The following is a 16,498-nucleotide window of genomic DNA, read 5'->3' on the forward strand; positions in this document are numbered from 1 at the left end:
TTACCCCCAAAACTTTTTTAAAAAATTTAAATGTCAAATAGACACTATCCGACAAAAAATAGCCACATTCGTGTCCGGCTTTTGGAGGAGAACGGAGAGGAGGGATGAAAGATATGGGTGCGGAGCAGTTTGAGCGCGATGGTCATCTGGTTTTCCACTGTTTTGACGGAGATGCCCAGCTGAGCGGCTATCTCAGGGTTCTTCAGTCCTTCGAACCGCGACAGCCGGAACACTTCCCGGCATTTGGGTGGCAGCTTTTCAATGGCTTCGTGGATGCAGAGGCGCAGCTCCTGTTCTTCCACGAAAGTGCTGACGTAGCTGTCTTCAGACGAAGAGAAGATCTCGGCATGGTGCCGGCGGAGCATTTCGTTCCGCTTCAGGTGATTAAGGCAGCGGTTGACGACGGCGCGGCAGAGATAGTTCTTCAGGGCGGCGTCGTATTCCAGTACGGGCGCGGTTTCCCAGATGTGGAGGAACACGTCCTGGATGATCTCTTCCGCCGTTGATCCGTCGGGGAGGTACTTGCGGGCGATGCTGAAAAGGAGCGGGAAATAATGGCGGTATATGCCGGCGAAGGCGTCGGGGTCGCGGGCGGTAAGGGCCTGCCTGACTGCATCGTTATGTATCTCGCCGGTCATGGGACAAAAAAGGTTTCCCGGGTTTCCTGCCCGGCGCCGGATGAATTGTTAATTCCGGGCTTGTGTTCATCATAAAAAGTTAAAAATATGGAAATACTTTTTATAAATTTAAAGGTTTTAATTACAGTTTTAGATTTTTTACAAACAACACGTCTATGAAGCAGATACAGCCTAAGAGTCTTTTCGTTGCCAGTTGCCTGGCGCTGCTTGTCACTTCCTTATCCTTCGGAATTCGCGCCGGCATCCTCGGACAGCTGGGTGTGCAATTCCATCTGAATGCCCAGGAACTTTCCATCATTGCCGGAACTGCGTTCTGGGGCTTCCCGCTGGCCGTGGTCGCAGGCGGGTTCATCGTAGATGCCATCGGTATGAAACGTTTGCTCATCGCAGCTTTCGTATTGCACCTGCTGGGCATTTTGCTCACCATCGCTACGCCTTACTTCAGCTCCGGCTTCTGGCCGCTGTTCATATCCACGCTCTTCATCGGCATGGCCAACGGTACGGTGGAAGCTGCCTGCAACCCGCTTGTAGCCACCATCTTCCCCGATAACAAAACTACCAAGCTCAACCACTTCCACCTCTGGTTCCCCGGCGGTATCGTTGTAGGTGCGCTCGTGGTATTCCTCTTTAAAGAAATCGGTATGGCCGGTATGTGGCAGCTGCAGGTGGGATTGATGATCATCCCCACACTGCTGTACGGTTACCTCTTTTCCAAACTCGAATTCCCGGTTACGGAGCGTGTGGCGGCCGGCGTATCCAATGCGCAGATGTACCGTTCGGTAACCAGCGGCTTGTTCATCTTCATGTTCATCTGCATGTTCGGTACCGCTATCACCGAGCTGTTCACCAACCAGTGGATTGAGATCCTCCTGAAAAACGTAACGGAAAACGGTATCCTCATCCTGGCGCTGACCGCCGGTGTGCAGGTAATGGGCCGCGCGGTGGCAGGGCCTATCGTGCACCGCCTGTCGCCTTCGGGAGTGTTGTTTATTTCCGCGATCCTTTCCGCCCTGGGGCTTTACCTGATGGGCAGCCAGTCGGGCAGCATGCTGTTCGTGGCGGCTATCGTATTTGGCCTGGGGATCACTTATTTCTGGCCCACGATGCTGGGCTTCGTATCTGAAAACATCCCGGAATCCGGCGCATTGGGCATGAACCTGATGGGCGGTGCGGGCATGTTTGCCGTATCGATTTACATGATGTTCATGGGTGGATTTTACGATAATATTATTGGCAAGAACCTCCCGGCAGGCGCTACGCTGGATGCATTCCGCTCCGCCGCTCCCGGTACGGCCGAAGCGGCAGCCTACGCACAGGCGCAGGCGGTAGCAGGGCCCGAGATCATCAACGTAACGCTCGTGATCCCGGTCATCCTGATCGTAGCCTTCGGCGGCCTTTACTTCTACATGAAAGGCAGAAACAAACAAATTTTACAAACTGCATAATCGAATCAGCATTAATTTAGTATAGTATGAACAGGAAACTCAGAATGGGTATGATCGGAGGCGGTAAAGACGCCTTCATCGGTGCCATCCACCGCATCGCGGCGAATATGGACGGCCTGATTGAACTGAAAGCAGGTGCTTTAAGCATCAACCCCGAAGTGGCGGAAGACTCCGGGCGCTCGCTCTTCCTGGAAAGCGACCGCATCTATACGGACTTCAAAACCATGCTGGAGAAAGAAGCGGCCATGCCGGCAGACAAGCGGCTGGACTTCATCACCATCGTGACCCCCAACTTCGCGCACTTCGAGCCGGCCATGATGGCCCTCGACAAAGGGTTCCACGTAGTGATCGAAAAACCGATCACCTTCACCCTCGACGAAGCCAAACAACTGAAAACGAAAGTAGAGCAGACCGGCCTCAGCCTCCTGCTCACGCACACCTATACCGGGTACCCCATGGTGAAACAGGCCCGCCAGATGGTGGCCGAAGGCGCACTGGGCAAGATCCGCAAAGTATGGGTGGAATATCCCCAGGGCTGGCTCTCCAAGATGAGCGAGCGCGAAGGCAACGCACAGGCCGCATGGCGCACCGATCCCAAACGCTCCGGTAAAGCTGGCGCCATGGGCGATATCGGCACCCACGCCTTCAACCTGGCCGAATACATCTCCGGCGATACCGTGGATAAACTTTGCGCCGATAACCACATCATGGTACCTGGCCGCCTGCTCGACGACGATGGCGCCGTGCTTCTCCGCTTCACCCAGGGCGCCGCGGGCGTACTCATGGCTTCCCAGGTAGCCGCGGGAGAAGAGAACGCACTCAAGATCCGCGTATACGGTGAAAAAGGCGGGCTTGAATGGGCGCAGCACGAACCCAATACCCTCACGGTGCGCTGGCTCGACAAACCCGCGGAGATCCTCCGCGCAGGCGCCGGCAATCCTCACCTGAGCTCCTACGCCACCCATAACTGCCGTACCCCGGGCGGCCACCCCGAAGGCTACCTCGAAGCTTTCGGCAACCTGTACCGCAACTTCGCCCTCACCCTCCAGGCGCGTATCGACGGTACCCAGCCCGCCAAAGAAGCCCTCGACTACCCCTCCGTGAACGAAGGTATACGCGGGATGGCATTCATTGACAATGTGGTGAAAAGCTCCGCCAGTAACGAAAAATGGACGACCTTCGAAATTTAGTCCGCCTTTTGGACCAAATTCCGGAAATTGAATAATTAAATCTGATAAGGAAGCATATGAAGACGATCAAAGGACCCGGCATTTTCCTCGCACAGTTCCTGGACGACAAAGCACCTTTCAACACCCTCGAAGGCATCACCAAATGGGCGGCCTCCCTGGGCTTCAAAGGCGTGCAGATCCCCACCTGGGACCCCAGGATGATAGACCTGAAGAAAGCCGCCGAAAGCCAGACTTATGCAGACGAGATCAAAGGCATCGTGCAAAGCGCGGGGATGGAAATCACCGAACTGTCGACCCACCTGCAGGGGCAGCTGGTAGCCGTTCACCCTGCCTATAACGATATGTTCGACGGGTTTGCGCCCAAAGAACTGCACGGCAATGCAAAAGCGCGGACCGAATGGGCCGTGCAACAGCTGAAATACGCCGCCAAAGCCAGCCGCAACCTGGGCCTCAACGCCCATGCCACGTTCAGTGGCGCCCTGCTCTGGCATACGGTATACCCCTGGCCCCAGCGCCCCGCAGGGCTCGTGGAAACAGGGTTCAAGGAACTGGCCGCCCGCTGGCTGCCAATCCTCAACGAGATGGACGCCAATGGCGTGGACCTCTGCTACGAGATCCACCCCGGCGAAGACCTGCACGACGGCGCCAGCTACGAGCAGTTCCTGGCCGCCACCGGCAACCACAACCGCGCCTGCCTCCTCTACGATCCCAGCCACTTCGTGCTCCAGGCCATGGATTACCTCGCCTACATCGACATCTACCATGAGAAAATAAAGATGTTCCATGTGAAAGACGCGGAATTCAACCCCACCGGCCGCTCCGGTGTGTACGGCGGGTACCAGGGATGGATCGACCGCCCCGGCAGGTTCCGCTCCCTGGGCGACGGGCAGGTAGACTTCAAGGCGGTGTTCAGCAAGCTGACCCAATACAATTTCTCCGGCTGGGCCGTGATGGAATGGGAATGCTGCATGAAGCACCCCGAAGACGGCGCCCGCGAGGGAGCCCCCTTCATTAAAGACCACATCATCCGTGTAACCGAGAAGGCATTCGATGATTTTGCCGGCACCGGTGCGGATGAGAACCTGAACAGGCGTATATTAGGCCTCTGATAAGTTAAGCAAAAACGATTTTCTAAAGAATTCTAAAACTATTCAAACAATGAAGAAATCATTCTGGATGCCTTTGTGTATCAGTGCAGCAGTGTTCATGGCAGCGTGCGGCGGCGGAGAAAAGAAAGCCGAAGAGAAGGCACCCGAAGAAACCGTAGCTCCTGCGGCAGACAATTCCATGGTAGCCGACGTGAGCGGTAAAGGCAAGGAACTGATGGCCGCACAGGATTGCGCCACCTGCCACAAGGAAACCGAAAAAGTAATCGGGCCCTCCTTCAAAGAGATCGCCGAAAAGTATCCCAACACCCCGGAAAACATCGCCACCCTGGCCGACAAGATCATCAGCGGCGGTTCCGGTAACTGGGGCGAAATTCCCATGGCTCCCCACGCCGGCATCTCCAAGCCCGACGCGGAAGAAATGGTGAAATACATCCTGACCGTCAAATAACTGACAACCCTATAAACACATCAACATGACCAAACGTATATTCTCCGCCGCCCTGGCGCTGGGACTCCTCGCCGGCAGCGCGGACGCCTTCGCTCAGGCGCCTTCCCTCTCCAAAAAAGAGAAAAAAGAAGGCTGGAAACTGCTGTTCGACGGCAAAACCACCAATGGCTGGAAAGGTTATAAACAAGCCGCCGCTCCCGATGCCTGGAAAGTGGTAGATGGTACCCTCTTCTTCGACGCCGACGCCAAGAAAGCCGGCGCCAAAGGCGGCGATATCATGACCGCCGAAGCGTACGAAAACTATGAGCTGGTAATGGAATGGAAAATCTCCGAAGGCGGTAACTCCGGTATCATCTTCGGCGTGCACGAAGACCCGAAGTTCGGCGCCACCTATCAGACCGGCCCCGAAATGCAGGTGCTCGACGACGATAAACATTCCGACGGCAAGATCCACAAACACAACTCCGGCGATCTCTATGATCTCATCGCTTCCCCCGCTCGCTACGCCAAACCCGTAGGCGAATGGAACACCGCGAAGATCACCAAGAAAGACGGCAAGCTGACACTCACTTTCAACGGCCATAAAACCGCCGAAGTAGTGGTAGGCTCCGAAGAGTGGAACAAACTCGTAGCCGGTTCCAAATTCAAATCCTGGGATGGCTTCGGCAAATACCAGAAAGGCCACATCGCCCTGCAGGACCATGGCGATAAAGTTTGGTACAGAAATATCAAGATCCGCCAACTGTAATCCATGATGCGTTACAAATACCTCTTCCTGCTCTGCGCAGTGGCCGCCATGGCCGGGCTGGCAGCCTTTCAGAAGGCTAAACCCCGCCTGCTCGTTTTCTCCAAAACAGCCGGCTTCCGGCACGATTGCATCCCCGATGCCAAAATCGCCATGCTGAAGCTGGGCGCGGAAAACGGTTATGAAGTGGATACCACCGAAGACGCATCGAAGTTTACAGCAAAGAACCTGTCGCGCTACAAAGCCGTGGTGTTCCTCAATACCACCGGCAACGTCCTCGACGATGCACAGCAGTCCGCACTGGAAGGCTACATCCGTAAAGGCGGCGGCTATGCCGGCATTCATGCGGCAACGGATACGGAGTACGACTGGCCCTGGTACAACCAGCTGGTTGGCGCGTACTTCCTCAGCCATCCGCACCAGCAAACCGCCACGCTCCATGTAGTGGACAGAAAGCACCCTGCAACGGCCCACCTGGACCCGACCTGGGTGCGCAAGGACGAATGGTATGACTTCAAAAGCATCGTCCCCGGGCTCAACATCCTCATCAAAATCGATGAGAAATCGTACCAGGGCGGCAAGAACGGCGATAACCATCCCATGAGCTGGTATCGCGAGTTCGACGGCGGCCGCACCTTTTACACCGAGCTGGGGCATACCAAAGAATCGTACCGTGAACCGGCCTTCCTCAAACACGTGCTCGGCGGCATCGACTATGCCGCTGGCAAAAAGAGGTAGCCGGGAAATGCATAACTTTTCAGTAGAGACGCAAACATGCGTCTCTACTTGCTTTTAAATACCACGTTTACCCGAACAACAGAACGATACCATGAAGCATATCACTTACCTCCTCGTCTTTATCGTTGCAGTAGCCCTGGCCGGCTGCAGCAAGTCCAGGCCCGGAAAAGCTAAGGTGCTCGTCTTCTCCAAGACGGCCGGCTTCCGCCACGCCTCCATCCCGGCCGGCATCGATGCCATTAAGAAACTCGGTGCGGAAAACAATTTCGATGTGGATACTACCGAAGATGCCGGTAAATTCACCGAGCAGAACCTCGGCCAGTATGCCGCCGTCATCTTTCTCAACACCACCGGCGATGTGCTGAACACCGCGCAGGAAGCAGACTTCGAACGTTACATTCAATCCGGCGGCGGCTTCGTGGGTATCCATGCTGCCACCGATACCGAATATGACTGGGCCTGGTACGGCAAACTGGTTGGCGCTTACTTTGGCGATCACCCGCCGGGCACGGCCAAAGCCAAACTCAATGTCCTGGACAAATCCCACCCTTCCACAGAAGGCCTCCCGGATACCTGGGAGCACGTCGACGAATGGTATAACTTCAAATACTTCAACAAAGAGACAAAAGTGCTCATGAAAGTAGATGAAACTTCCTATACCGGCGGCAAGATGAACAACGACCACCCCATTTCCTGGTACCACGATTACGACGGCGGCCGCGCCTGGTATACCGAACTGGGCCATACCGACGAGTCGTACAAGGAAGAGAATTTCCTGAAGCACGTACTCGGCGGTATCAAATACGCCATCGGGAAGAACCTCGAACTGGATTACGCCAAAGCTACCACGCTCCGCGTACCGGATGGCGACCGCTACACCCGTCAAACCCTGACCAGCGGCGAGTTCTTCGAGCCTACCGAAATGGCCATCCTCCCCAACCTCGACATCCTCGTTGCGCAGCGCCGCGGCGAACTGCTGCTCTACAGCGCTTCCCGCAAGAACCTCACACAAGTGGGCGCTCTCAACGTTTACCATAAAACCCAGGTGCCGAACGTAAACGCGGAAGAAGGCCTCATGGGCCTCGCGGCTGACCAGGCATTCGATAAGAATAATTTCATCTACCTCTTCTATTCCCCCGTCGATACCTCGGTGAACAGGCTCAGCCGGTTTACATTCGAGAATGGACAACTGAATATGAAGAGCGAAAAAGTCATCCTGCAGTTCTACTCCCAACGCGATATCTGCTGCCACACCGGCGGTTCCATCGCTTTCGGTCCGGATGGCCTGCTGTACCTTTCCACGGGAGACAACACCACGCCCTTCGACGAAGCCGGACAGCCTTACGTGAGCAAAGGTTACGGCCCGGTAGACGACCGCCCCGGCCACCTGCAATACGACGGCCGCCGCACCTCTTCCAACACCAACGACCTGCGTGGTAAAGTGCTCCGCATCCGTTTGAAGGAAGACGGCTCTTACGAAATTCCCGATGGCAACCTCTTCCCTGTTGGGACTGAGAAAACGAAGCCTGAAATTTATACGATGGGCACGCGCAACCCTTATCGCATTTCCATCGACCGAAAAACGAATTACCTCTATTGGGGCGAGGTGGGCCCCGATGCGGCGAACGACGATTCCACCCGCGGCCCGCGCGGGTACGACGAAGTGAACCAGGCGAAGAAGGCCGGCTATTACGGTTATCCGCTGTTCATCGCCGACAACAAGCCCTATCGCGCGTTCGATTACGAAACGGGCGTTTCCGGCGCTTACCACGATCCGAAGAAACCCATCAACAATTCCCGCAACAATACCGGTCTTACCGAGCTGCCGCCGGCACAGCCCGCGTTCATCTGGTACCCTTACGGCAAATCCGACGAGTTCCCGCTGGTGGGAACGGGGGGCCGCAACGCCGAAGCAGGGCCGGTGTATTACAGCGAATTTTATCCGAAAGAAACCCGCCTGCCGGATTATTACGATGGCAAACTGTTCATCTACGACTGGATCAGGGGCTGGGTGATGGCGGTTACCATGGATAAAGACGGCAATTTCGAGAAGATGGAACGCTTCATGCCTTCGCAGAAATTCAATGCCCCCATCGATATGGAACTGGGGCCGGATGGAAGGCTTTACATCCTTGAGTACGGCAACGGCTGGTTCTCCAAGAACGCCGACGCAGGGCTGGTCCGCATCGATTACAACGGCGGTAACCGCGCGCCGAATGTAAAGCTGGAAGTGGATAAGCTGACGGGCGCGCTGCCGTTTACGGTGAAAGCTTCCGCCGCAGGTACCGTGGATCCCGACGGCGATCCGCTGACCTATACCTGGAATTTCGGTAACGGCAATAAGAAAGAAACGACTACGCCTTCGGCGGAATTCACATTCAATACGGCAGGGGAGTTCCCCGTGTCGGTGGAAGTGACCGACGATAAGGGCGGCCGTACCGCGAGCCAGGTGATCCAGGTGTATGCGGGTAACGAAACGCCGGCTGTGAATATCAAGCTGACAGGCAACACGATGTTCTATTTCCCCGGCAAGAAGGTGGAATACGCAGTAGAAGTGTCTGACAAGGAAGACGGGCAATCTTCCGCCGGAGGCTTCGATCCTGCCAACCTGTATGTGAAGGCGCTGTATATGGAAGGGAAGGACAAGGCGGGCATGTCGCAGGGGCACCAGATTATTTCCGGGGCTATTGCGGGTAAGAACATCATGGAAACATCCGATTGTAAAACCTGCCACAAGCCGAACGAAAAATCCATCGGGCCGAGCTTCGTGGAAGTGGCCAACAAATACAAAAGCGATCCGAAGTCGCCCGATTACCTGGCGGACAAGATCATCAAAGGTGGCGGAGGCGTATGGGGCGAAACGGCGATGGCCGCGCACCCCGGCATTTCCACCGGCGAGGCGAAGCAGATCGTGGAGTACATCTTCTCCCTGGCCGGCGGCGCCAAACAGGATCCTTCCCTGCCGGCTACCGGCAGTGTGAACGCTACGCTGGGTAATGAAGTGAAAGACAGGGGTATTCTGTACCTCATCGCCACTTACACCGATAAAGGCGGTGCGGGCATCAAGCCGATCACGGGCACTGCCATGGCTGAGCTGCGCAATCCGAAGATCCAGGGCGAAAGCTTTAAGGACTCCGACGGGGCGAGCGCCGTGGAAATCGAAGGCATGAAGTTGCTGGTGCCGGGCGCCAACAGCTGGGCGAAGTATCCCAACCTCGACCTCACGGGTGTTAACGGTATTGAGCTGACGTACTTCGTGCGTGAGATCCCTGCTCATGGATACCTGGTTACCGCGCACCTCGACAGCCAGACGGGCCCCGTGTTGGGCAGCGTCACTATCGGCAAGGGCGCGAAAGCGGGCCAGCCCAACCTGGCGACCATTGCTTTCCCTGCCATCAGTGGCGGCAAGAAGCAGGCGCTGGTGCTGGCGGTGAAGGCGGCGGACCCTGCGGAATCCGCTCCCGTAGCGATCGATTATTTCAGGTTGCAGGCCAAATAAACTGCAAAGCTTATATGCGAAAGGCCGCTTCGTGGGTAACGGGGCGGCCTTTTCATTTAACTAAGCTCTTCGGTGAATTACTCAGTTAGTACGGTTGCAGTACGGTATCCCTACTAATTCCCTACTGAGCACGTACCACGTATCAGGTGTAAATCTATTTTAGGACGTGACCATTTTAGGACGTGGCCGCATTAAACGGCAAAGGGCTGTATCGGTGAGATACGGCCCTTTGTTGAAATGCTTTATAGTTAGGGGGGATTAGCCGATTTTCATCATTTTCTTGCGCATTTTCTTGGCTTTTTTCTGGCTGGAGTGCACGAAATTGACAAGCATGGCGATGATGAGGATGAAGAGCCCGAAGAATTCGCGGGTGTCTTCGATCCAGGGGGTGGAGGCTTTCATGGATCCGGCGATGTTTTGGGCCTGGTGATCGGTTACCCAGCTGAGTACGCCGTCTTTTTCAAAGAAAAGGAAGGTGGCGTAAGACAGGAACGCGAGGATGCCGAAAAGGTACCAGCCGCGGTAGTAGCGGCGGGTGGCGGCAAGGCCGCATAATACGGCGCCGTACAGATAGATGGGAATCCAGATGTAGGGGTCCGGGTCGTTCCACTGCAGGGCAGCGAACAACACGAACATTACACAGAAAAACACATTGAAAATCTTCATCATGCTAAAAGGTATATCCGATAAACTTACGGAAAATAAGGGTATGAACCGTTCGGAGCTAGATAAAGAGGTGAAAAAAAAGTCAGCCCAAAAGTTTGCGGTTGTTAAATTAATGTTATAATTTTAGAACGTAAGGATGTACCATCGGACACAACGTAGTATGAGCACGCGTTTACGCTGACACAGGGGAAGCCAACAAACTAATTTGCCTTTATAAATTCCACTTCAGCTGATTAAATTATTGCCGTATCCGGCTTTCCGCAGCAGGTGTTTATGCAAAATCGTTTTTCCTGAAGGAAAAGTTAAAATTTTCACACATTCAGGTGAGTGCCGAACAATATTTAATCCTTATATTGCAAAAGAATTAGGGCCGGAACTGGAAACCTCCGGCCGTTTTTCCTGCTAACCCTGACAAAAATATTGGGGCACCACCCCTGAAGAATATCCTGGTTACTAATCAGGTTTTAGAATGGCGGAAGGAGAGGCACTAGTTGCCTCTCTTTTATTTTTGATCAATGGTGAGGCTGATTATTGTCAGCGGCGGGATCGCCGATTATTATTTATTTTCGCTCCATGGGATACGCATACGAAGCACCAGGAACCTCCGCAGTTTTAGCCGATATCATTCAACAGCAGATCTCCGAAAAGGGCCGTCAATGGATAGCCGCCCAACTGGAAGCCTGGCAATCGAAGGGCACACTTCAGACATTTAATATCGCATTCACCGCCGCGCCCCGGTTCCTGGGCCGCGACGAGATATCCGTGCCCCCTGCCGCCCGGGAAGCCCTGCTGCCCCGTTCGGCAGACGGCTATACCGCCGACCGCCTCTTCCGCGTCTGGTGGCTCCTGCAGCTGCCCGTAAACGACGAGGCCGCCTATGTGCAAGCCATTGAAAACCTGTTCAATGCCGGTGAAATGAACGAGCTCACCGCCCTGTACGGCGCCCTGCCTTTCCTCGCCTTCCCCGAAGCCTGGAAACTCCGCACCGCCGAAGGCGTACGCTCCAACATCGGCTCCGTCCTCGAAGCCATCATGGTCCGTAACCCCTACCCGGCGCAATACCTCGAAGAGCCCGCATGGAACCAGCTGGTCATGAAGGCCTTCTTCACCGATAAGCCCGTTCACCTCATCACCGGCCTCGACGAACGCGCCAACCCGGAACTGGCCCGCATCCTGCGCGACTTCTCCCGCGAACGCCGCGCCGCCGCCCGGCCCGTGCCGCCCATGCTCTGGAGGCTCGTAGGACCCTTCCTGAACGAAGACAATTTCGAAGACCTCGAACGCGCCTGGTTCTCAGAAGTACACGCCGAAAGGGAAGCCGCCGCGCTGGCCTGCCACTCATCCGCCTACCCGCCGGCCTCGAAACTGCTCGAATCGCGCGCCGGCATGGCCGCGGAAATACAGCAGGGACTGCTGACCTGGGAAACAGTTGCCGCCCGTGTAAATGGCCAATAAATGTGAGTGCGCGGAACGCGCCATTCAGTAATTTAATCGCAATGTAATTCGTACTTAATATGTGTTGTAATGCTCAGCTGACGGAAAAGGATCTTGTCCCGCAATCATTTGACCCCGCCTTTATGGACACCATCAAAGGCATGCGGTTCTTCGACCCGCACGTGCACATGACTGCCCGGACCACCGACGATTACCAGGCCATGGCCGATGCCGGCGTCAAAGCCATCATCGAGCCCGCCTTCTGGCTTGGCCAGCCGCGCACCGGCGTGGATACCTTCCGGGATTACTTCGCCAGCCTCGTTGGATGGGAGCGCTTCCGCTCCTCGCAGTTCGGTATCAAACACTACTGCACCATCGGGCTCAATTCCAAAGAAGCCAATAATGAAAAACTCAGTGAACAGGTCATGGAGATCCTGCCGCTCTTCATTTACAAGGAAGGCGTGGTTGGCGTAGGGGAAATCGGGTTCGACGATCAGACCGCGCTGGAAGACAAATATTACCGTGCACAGCTCCTGCTCGCCAAAGAAGCGGGCCTGCCCGTGCAGATCCATACGCCGCACCGCGACAAGAAACAGGGCACCACCCGCAGCATGGACATCGCGCTGGAAATGGGGCTCGATCCCCACATGGTGATCGTTGACCACAACAACGAAGAAACCGTGAAAGAAGTGCTGGACCGCGGCTTCTGGGCTGCTTTCACCATCTACCCCTTTACCAAAATGGGTAATGAACGGATGGTGGACATCGTGAAGCAATACGGCACCGAACGTATTATGGTGAATTCCGCGGCCGACTGGGGCATCAGCGATCCGCTGGCCGTGCCCAAAACCGCGGCGCTCATGCTGGACAGGGGGATTTCCAGAGCGGATGTGGAACTGGTGACCTATAGCAACGCCATCGCGGCGTTTGCGCAGAGCGGCCAGATCAACGTCGCGGATTTCGAAAGCCCCGCGGAAATCGATCAAAGTTTGAAATTCAACGGCAGCACCGTGCTGAGAGGCGGGCAGCAGCCAAGACCCAATAAACAATCCACGATCATACGATAAATTCCAACCAGCTTTTGTCGTATCGTATTGAAAACCTGAGAAGCGCGTGAACTATATCCTGAGCAAGCTGCTGGGCTACCTGAGGCTCATGCGGCCCGCAAACATCCTGACCGCCATTACCGACATTATCGCCGGGGCAGCCATCGTGGGCTTTTTCGCACATGGGCTCGACGATCTGCAATCCATTTTGCAACTGATCTGCCTGATCATCGCCACCATTGGCCTGTATGGCGGGGGCGTTGTTTTCAACGACGTATTCGACGCGAAGCTCGACAAGCTGGAGCGGCCCGAGCGGCCCATTCCCAGCGGCATCATTTCCATCACGGAAGCGAGCGTGCTGGGCGGCTACCTGTTGGTGGTGGGCATACTCGCCGCCTTTACCGTCAGCGGTTTTTCCGGCTGGATAGCGGTGCTTACCGCCGCTTCGGCTTTGATTTACGACAAATGGGCGAAGCACCATTCCGTGCTCGGGCCTTTGGTGATGGGGCTTTGCCGCGGGCTGAACCTCTCGCTGGGGATGAGCGTGTACCTGGTATCGCTGCAGGGCGACTATCTCTGGTGGATCGCAGTGGTGCCCGTGGCGTACATCGCCGCCGTAACGATGATCTCGCGCGACGAAGTGCATGGCGGCACAAAAACACCGCTCATCCGCGCGGCCATCACTTACGCATTGGTGATCGCCGTGATCGGCGTGTTCAGTTACATGACCGGCCAGATCGCCACTGTTCCAATTTTCCTCGCCTTCTTCGCCTGGCTGATATACAAACCGCTGCTCAGGGCCATGAAAGCGCCCACAGGGCCCAATATCGGGAAGTCCGTGAAATGGGGCGTGCTGGGCCTGATCGCCATGAACGCCGCCTGGACGGCCGCCTTCGCCGGCCTGCCCTTTGGCCTGGTAGTGCTCGCATTCCTCCCGCTGTCCATCCTCCTGGGCAAGCTCTTCGCTGTTACCTGACACAAACAAGATTGTGTGGGTTTCCGGGGTTTCTTCCGTTCATGGAATACGGCAATTTGTTGTTGTTCCGCTGACCCTGTTTTCGTACTTTTAACCGTTTAAAATCGTCCCGGCAGCACCGGGACCACAGGGACTTTGCTATGGCATTTATTCAACAATCATTCAGCGTTGCGTTCGAGTATAAGGTTTTTTTTACGGAGCATCTGTTCGCTTCCACGAACCGGGATTTTGCACAATTCCTTGAATCCCGTGCGGAGAAAGGGTTTCGGAAGAAATTATTATTCATTGTAGATGAAGGGGTAACGGCCACGCACGGTTACCTGCAGGAACAGATCACGGCTTATTGCTCGGACATGGAGGGGTTTGAACTGGTGGAAGATGTGATTGTGGTGCCAGGCGGCGAAGCTGCCAAGAACGACCTGCAATTGTTCCACTGGCTAGTGAACGCGGTAGACCAGCATGCGATCGACCGCCACTCATACATCATCGCCATTGGCGGCGGCTCCGTCCTGGACCTCGTTGGATACGTGGCGGCGGTGAGCCACCGCGGCGTCAAGCACATCCGCATCCCTACCACCGTATTGTCGCAGAACGATTCCGGCGTAGGGGTGAAAAACGGCATCAATTATCACGGCAAAAAGAATTTCCTCGGCACTTTCGCACCGCCCGCGGCCGTTTTCAACGACGCGCATTTCCTTACTACGCTCGACGAGCGCGACTGGCGCAGCGGCATGGTGGAAGCGGTGAAAGTAGCGCTCATCAAAGACGCGGCGTTTTTCTCCTGGATGGAGGAAAAAGCGGCGCAGCTGACGGAAGCGGAGCCCGAGTCTCTCAAATACCTCATTCACCGTTGCGCCGAACTGCATATGCAGCATATCGGCGGGGCGGGCGATCCGTTTGAAAGCGGCTCCTCCCGTCCGCTCGACTTCGGCCACTGGAGCGCCCATAAACTCGAACAGCTCACCGACTTCGAACTGCGCCATGGAGAAGCCGTGTCTATCGGTATCGCGCTGGACAGCGTGTATTCCTGGCTCACCGGCCTGCTCGACGCCGAAAGCCTGGAACGCATCATCCAGCTGCTGAAAACGCTGCGCCTGCCGTTGTATCATCCTTTACTGGAAATCGAAGACGACGAAGCGCCGATCGTAGCCGGCCTGCAGGAGTTCCGCGAGCACCTGGGCGGGCGCCTCACCATTTCTCTCCTGGAAGCCATCGGCAAAGGGAAGGAAGTGCACAGCATCGATATCAGCACGCTGCGCAAAGCAGTGAACATGCTGCGCGACAAATGGTAGCCGCATCAATTTTATCCCGGACACGCCAACAGCATACAACATGGAAACATCTTTCGGGCATCTGACCTATTGCACCAACATTCATTCCGGGGAAAGCTGGCCCGATCACTTCGAACAGCTCCGCCGGTATATTCCCGCCGTGAAGGCGGAAGTATCTCCGGGCAAGCCTTTCGGCATCGGGTTGCGGCTCAGTAACCTGGCGAGCCTGGAATTATCGAAAGCGCCGGCGCTGGAGGAATTCCGGCAATGGCTCAAAGAGAACGATTGTTACGTTTTTACCATGAACGGTTTCCCTTACGGGGGATTCCACCACGAGCGCGTGAAAGACCAGGTGCATACGCCGGATTGGTCCACCGCCGAGCGCGCAGCCTATACGGGGCGGTTGTTCCGCATCCTCGCGGCATTGCTGCCGGAAGGGATGGAAGGCGGGATCTCCACTTCGCCGTTGTCGTATAAATTCTGGCACCGTTGTGAAGAAGAAAGGAAATCCGTGACCGAGGGGGCCACTTTCAACATGCTATTGGTGGTGGAGCAGCTGATCCAGGTTCGCAGGAACGGGGGGCCGCTGCTGCACCTCGACATAGAACCGGAGCCGGACGGGCTCCTGGAGAATTCTAAAGAATACCTGGACTGGTACTTTCAATACCTGCTGCCCGCGGGCGTGATGCTGTTTACGGAGAAGTTCGGCTTCACCGAAGAAGAAGCCACGCTGGCGATCAAAGACCATGTGCAGCTTTGCTATGACGTGTGCCATTTCGCCGTGTCGTACGAAGAGTCGCAGGTGGTATTAGAGCGGATGCAGTTTTTCGGTTTGAAAGTAGGGAAGATACAGATCAGCGCCGCACTGAAAGCGCTGCTGCCGAAAGGCGGCCGCGAAAACGTGATCGCTGCTTTCCGCCAGTTCAACGAAGCCGTTTACCTTCACCAGGTGATCGCACGCAAAAGGGACGGTGATAAAATCCATTATCCCGATTTGCCGGAAGCACTGGCGGAAGCAGGGAGGGAAGATGTGGAGGAATGGCGCGCGCACTTCCACGTACCGGTATTTACAGGTGAGTTCGGGGCGCTGAGCTCCACCCGCGACGATATTTCCCGGGTACTCGCCAGGCAGCAGGCGCGGCCGTTTACGGCCCATCTCGAAGTGGAAACTTACACCTGGGAAGTACTGCCCGCCGGCCTTAAACAGGAAATGAGCGCTTCCATCGCCCGCGAATTGCATTGGGTGCTGCAGCAGTTGAATATCTCCTGAGCGGGATATAGTTTTGATACGCA

At 55.7% G+C, this 16,498-nt stretch carries 13 protein-coding genes and 1 pseudogene; 12 read left to right on the top strand and 2 right to left on the bottom strand.

The annotated features are described in order from the left end of the window. Positions 1–44: 44 nt before the first annotated feature. A complete protein-coding gene (locus Q0510_RS12090) occupies positions 45–638 on the bottom strand; it encodes an RNA polymerase sigma-70 factor (protein ID WP_298711784.1) in 594 nt (197 codons plus the stop codon). A gap of 155 nt (positions 639–793) precedes the next feature. Between Q0510_RS12090 and Q0510_RS12095 the strand changes: the two genes are divergently transcribed. The 7 genes from Q0510_RS12095 to Q0510_RS12125 all read left to right on the top strand — a co-directional run bounded on the left by Q0510_RS12095 (position 794) and on the right by Q0510_RS12125 (position 9,812). Beyond that, positions 794–2,083: a sugar MFS transporter gene (locus Q0510_RS12095; protein ID WP_298711787.1), complete on the top strand. Its 1,290-nt coding sequence runs from the start codon at positions 794–796 to the stop codon at positions 2,081–2,083. 26 nt (positions 2,084–2,109) lie between these two features. Further along, the gene (locus Q0510_RS12100; protein WP_298711790.1) at positions 2,110–3,273 is read left to right on the top strand and encodes a Gfo/Idh/MocA family oxidoreductase; all 1,164 of its coding nucleotides are present in this window, start codon (positions 2,110–2,112) and stop codon (positions 3,271–3,273) included. Positions 3,274–3,329: 56 nt separating this feature from the next. Then, complete coding sequence (locus Q0510_RS12105; RefSeq protein ID WP_298711793.1) at positions 3,330–4,382, top strand: sugar phosphate isomerase/epimerase; 1,053 nt, start codon at positions 3,330–3,332, stop codon at positions 4,380–4,382. A 49-nt stretch (positions 4,383–4,431) separates the two neighbouring features. Then, entirely contained in the window at positions 4,432–4,830 is a 399-nt protein-coding gene (locus tag Q0510_RS12110; protein ID WP_298711795.1) for a c-type cytochrome, read from the top strand. 25 nt (positions 4,831–4,855) lie between these two features. Continuing rightward, complete coding sequence (locus Q0510_RS12115) at positions 4,856–5,578, top strand: DUF1080 domain-containing protein (RefSeq protein ID WP_298711798.1); 723 nt, start codon at positions 4,856–4,858, stop codon at positions 5,576–5,578. Between the two features lie 3 nt (positions 5,579–5,581). Beyond that, positions 5,582–6,313: a ThuA domain-containing protein gene (locus Q0510_RS12120; protein ID WP_298711801.1), complete on the top strand. Its 732-nt coding sequence runs from the start codon at positions 5,582–5,584 to the stop codon at positions 6,311–6,313. Positions 6,314–6,404: 91 nt separating this feature from the next. Beyond that, complete coding sequence (locus Q0510_RS12125) at positions 6,405–9,812, top strand: ThuA domain-containing protein (RefSeq protein ID WP_298711805.1); 3,408 nt, start codon at positions 6,405–6,407, stop codon at positions 9,810–9,812. 258 nt (positions 9,813–10,070) lie between these two features. Here Q0510_RS12125 and Q0510_RS12130 read toward each other — a convergent pair whose 3' ends face one another. Beyond that, positions 10,071–10,481 carry a transmembrane 220 family protein gene (locus tag Q0510_RS12130; protein WP_298711807.1) on the bottom strand — a complete coding sequence of 137 codons (411 nt, stop codon included), beginning with the start codon at positions 10,479–10,481 and terminating at the stop codon, positions 10,071–10,073. Between the two features lie 570 nt (positions 10,482–11,051). On the opposite strand from Q0510_RS12130, the gene Q0510_RS12135 reads away from it, so the two are divergent. The 5 genes and pseudogenes from Q0510_RS12135 (at position 11,052) to eboE (ending at position 16,475) form a co-directional block, all read left to right on the top strand. Beyond that, positions 11,052–11,933, top strand: coding sequence for an EboA domain-containing protein (locus Q0510_RS12135; RefSeq protein ID WP_298711810.1), 882 nt, complete (start codon positions 11,052–11,054; stop codon positions 11,931–11,933). A 122-nt stretch (positions 11,934–12,055) separates the two neighbouring features. Then, entirely contained in the window at positions 12,056–12,979 is a 924-nt protein-coding gene (locus Q0510_RS12140; protein WP_298711814.1) for a TatD family hydrolase, read from the top strand. Between the two features lie 46 nt (positions 12,980–13,025). Then, on the top strand, positions 13,026–13,934 hold the full coding sequence (gene eboC, locus Q0510_RS12145) for a UbiA-like protein EboC (protein WP_298711817.1): 909 nt from the start codon (positions 13,026–13,028) through the stop codon (positions 13,932–13,934). A 137-nt stretch (positions 13,935–14,071) separates the two neighbouring features. Continuing rightward, a pseudogene (locus Q0510_RS12150) lies at positions 14,072–15,226 on the top strand (3-dehydroquinate synthase); the annotation flags it as partial. Between the two features lie 40 nt (positions 15,227–15,266). Next, positions 15,267–16,475 (top strand): metabolite traffic protein EboE, encoded by a 1,209-nt coding sequence (eboE, locus tag Q0510_RS12155; RefSeq protein ID WP_298711820.1) that lies wholly within the window; start codon positions 15,267–15,269, stop codon positions 16,473–16,475. The last annotated feature ends 23 nt before the right edge of the window (positions 16,476–16,498 follow it).

The sequence above is a fragment of the uncultured Chitinophaga sp. genome, assembly GCF_937874145.1.
In the GTDB taxonomy this organism is placed as follows: Bacteria; Bacteroidota; Bacteroidia; order Chitinophagales; family Chitinophagaceae; genus Chitinophaga.

Coding starts and splice junctions, on each gene's coding strand:
- Q0510_RS12115 (WP_298711798.1), top strand. CDS start 4,856: ATGACCAAACGTATATTCTCCGCCGCCCTGGCGCTGGGACTCCTCGCC.
- Q0510_RS12095 (WP_298711787.1), top strand. CDS start 794: ATGAAGCAGATACAGCCTAAGAGTCTTTTCGTTGCCAGTTGCCTGGCG.
- Q0510_RS12120 (WP_298711801.1), top strand. CDS start 5,582: ATGATGCGTTACAAATACCTCTTCCTGCTCTGCGCAGTGGCCGCCATG.
- Q0510_RS12100 (WP_298711790.1), top strand. CDS start 2,110: ATGAACAGGAAACTCAGAATGGGTATGATCGGAGGCGGTAAAGACGCC.
- Q0510_RS12140 (WP_298711814.1), top strand. CDS start 12,056: ATGGACACCATCAAAGGCATGCGGTTCTTCGACCCGCACGTGCACATG.
- Q0510_RS12135 (WP_298711810.1), top strand. CDS start 11,052: ATGGGATACGCATACGAAGCACCAGGAACCTCCGCAGTTTTAGCCGAT.
- Q0510_RS12125 (WP_298711805.1), top strand. CDS start 6,405: ATGAAGCATATCACTTACCTCCTCGTCTTTATCGTTGCAGTAGCCCTG.
- Q0510_RS12090 (WP_298711784.1), bottom strand. CDS start 638: ATGACCGGCGAGATACATAACGATGCAGTCAGGCAGGCCCTTACCGCC.
- Q0510_RS12105 (WP_298711793.1), top strand. CDS start 3,330: ATGAAGACGATCAAAGGACCCGGCATTTTCCTCGCACAGTTCCTGGAC.
- Q0510_RS12110 (WP_298711795.1), top strand. CDS start 4,432: ATGAAGAAATCATTCTGGATGCCTTTGTGTATCAGTGCAGCAGTGTTC.
- eboE (WP_298711820.1), top strand. CDS start 15,267: ATGGAAACATCTTTCGGGCATCTGACCTATTGCACCAACATTCATTCC.
- Q0510_RS12130 (WP_298711807.1), bottom strand. CDS start 10,481: ATGATGAAGATTTTCAATGTGTTTTTCTGTGTAATGTTCGTGTTGTTC.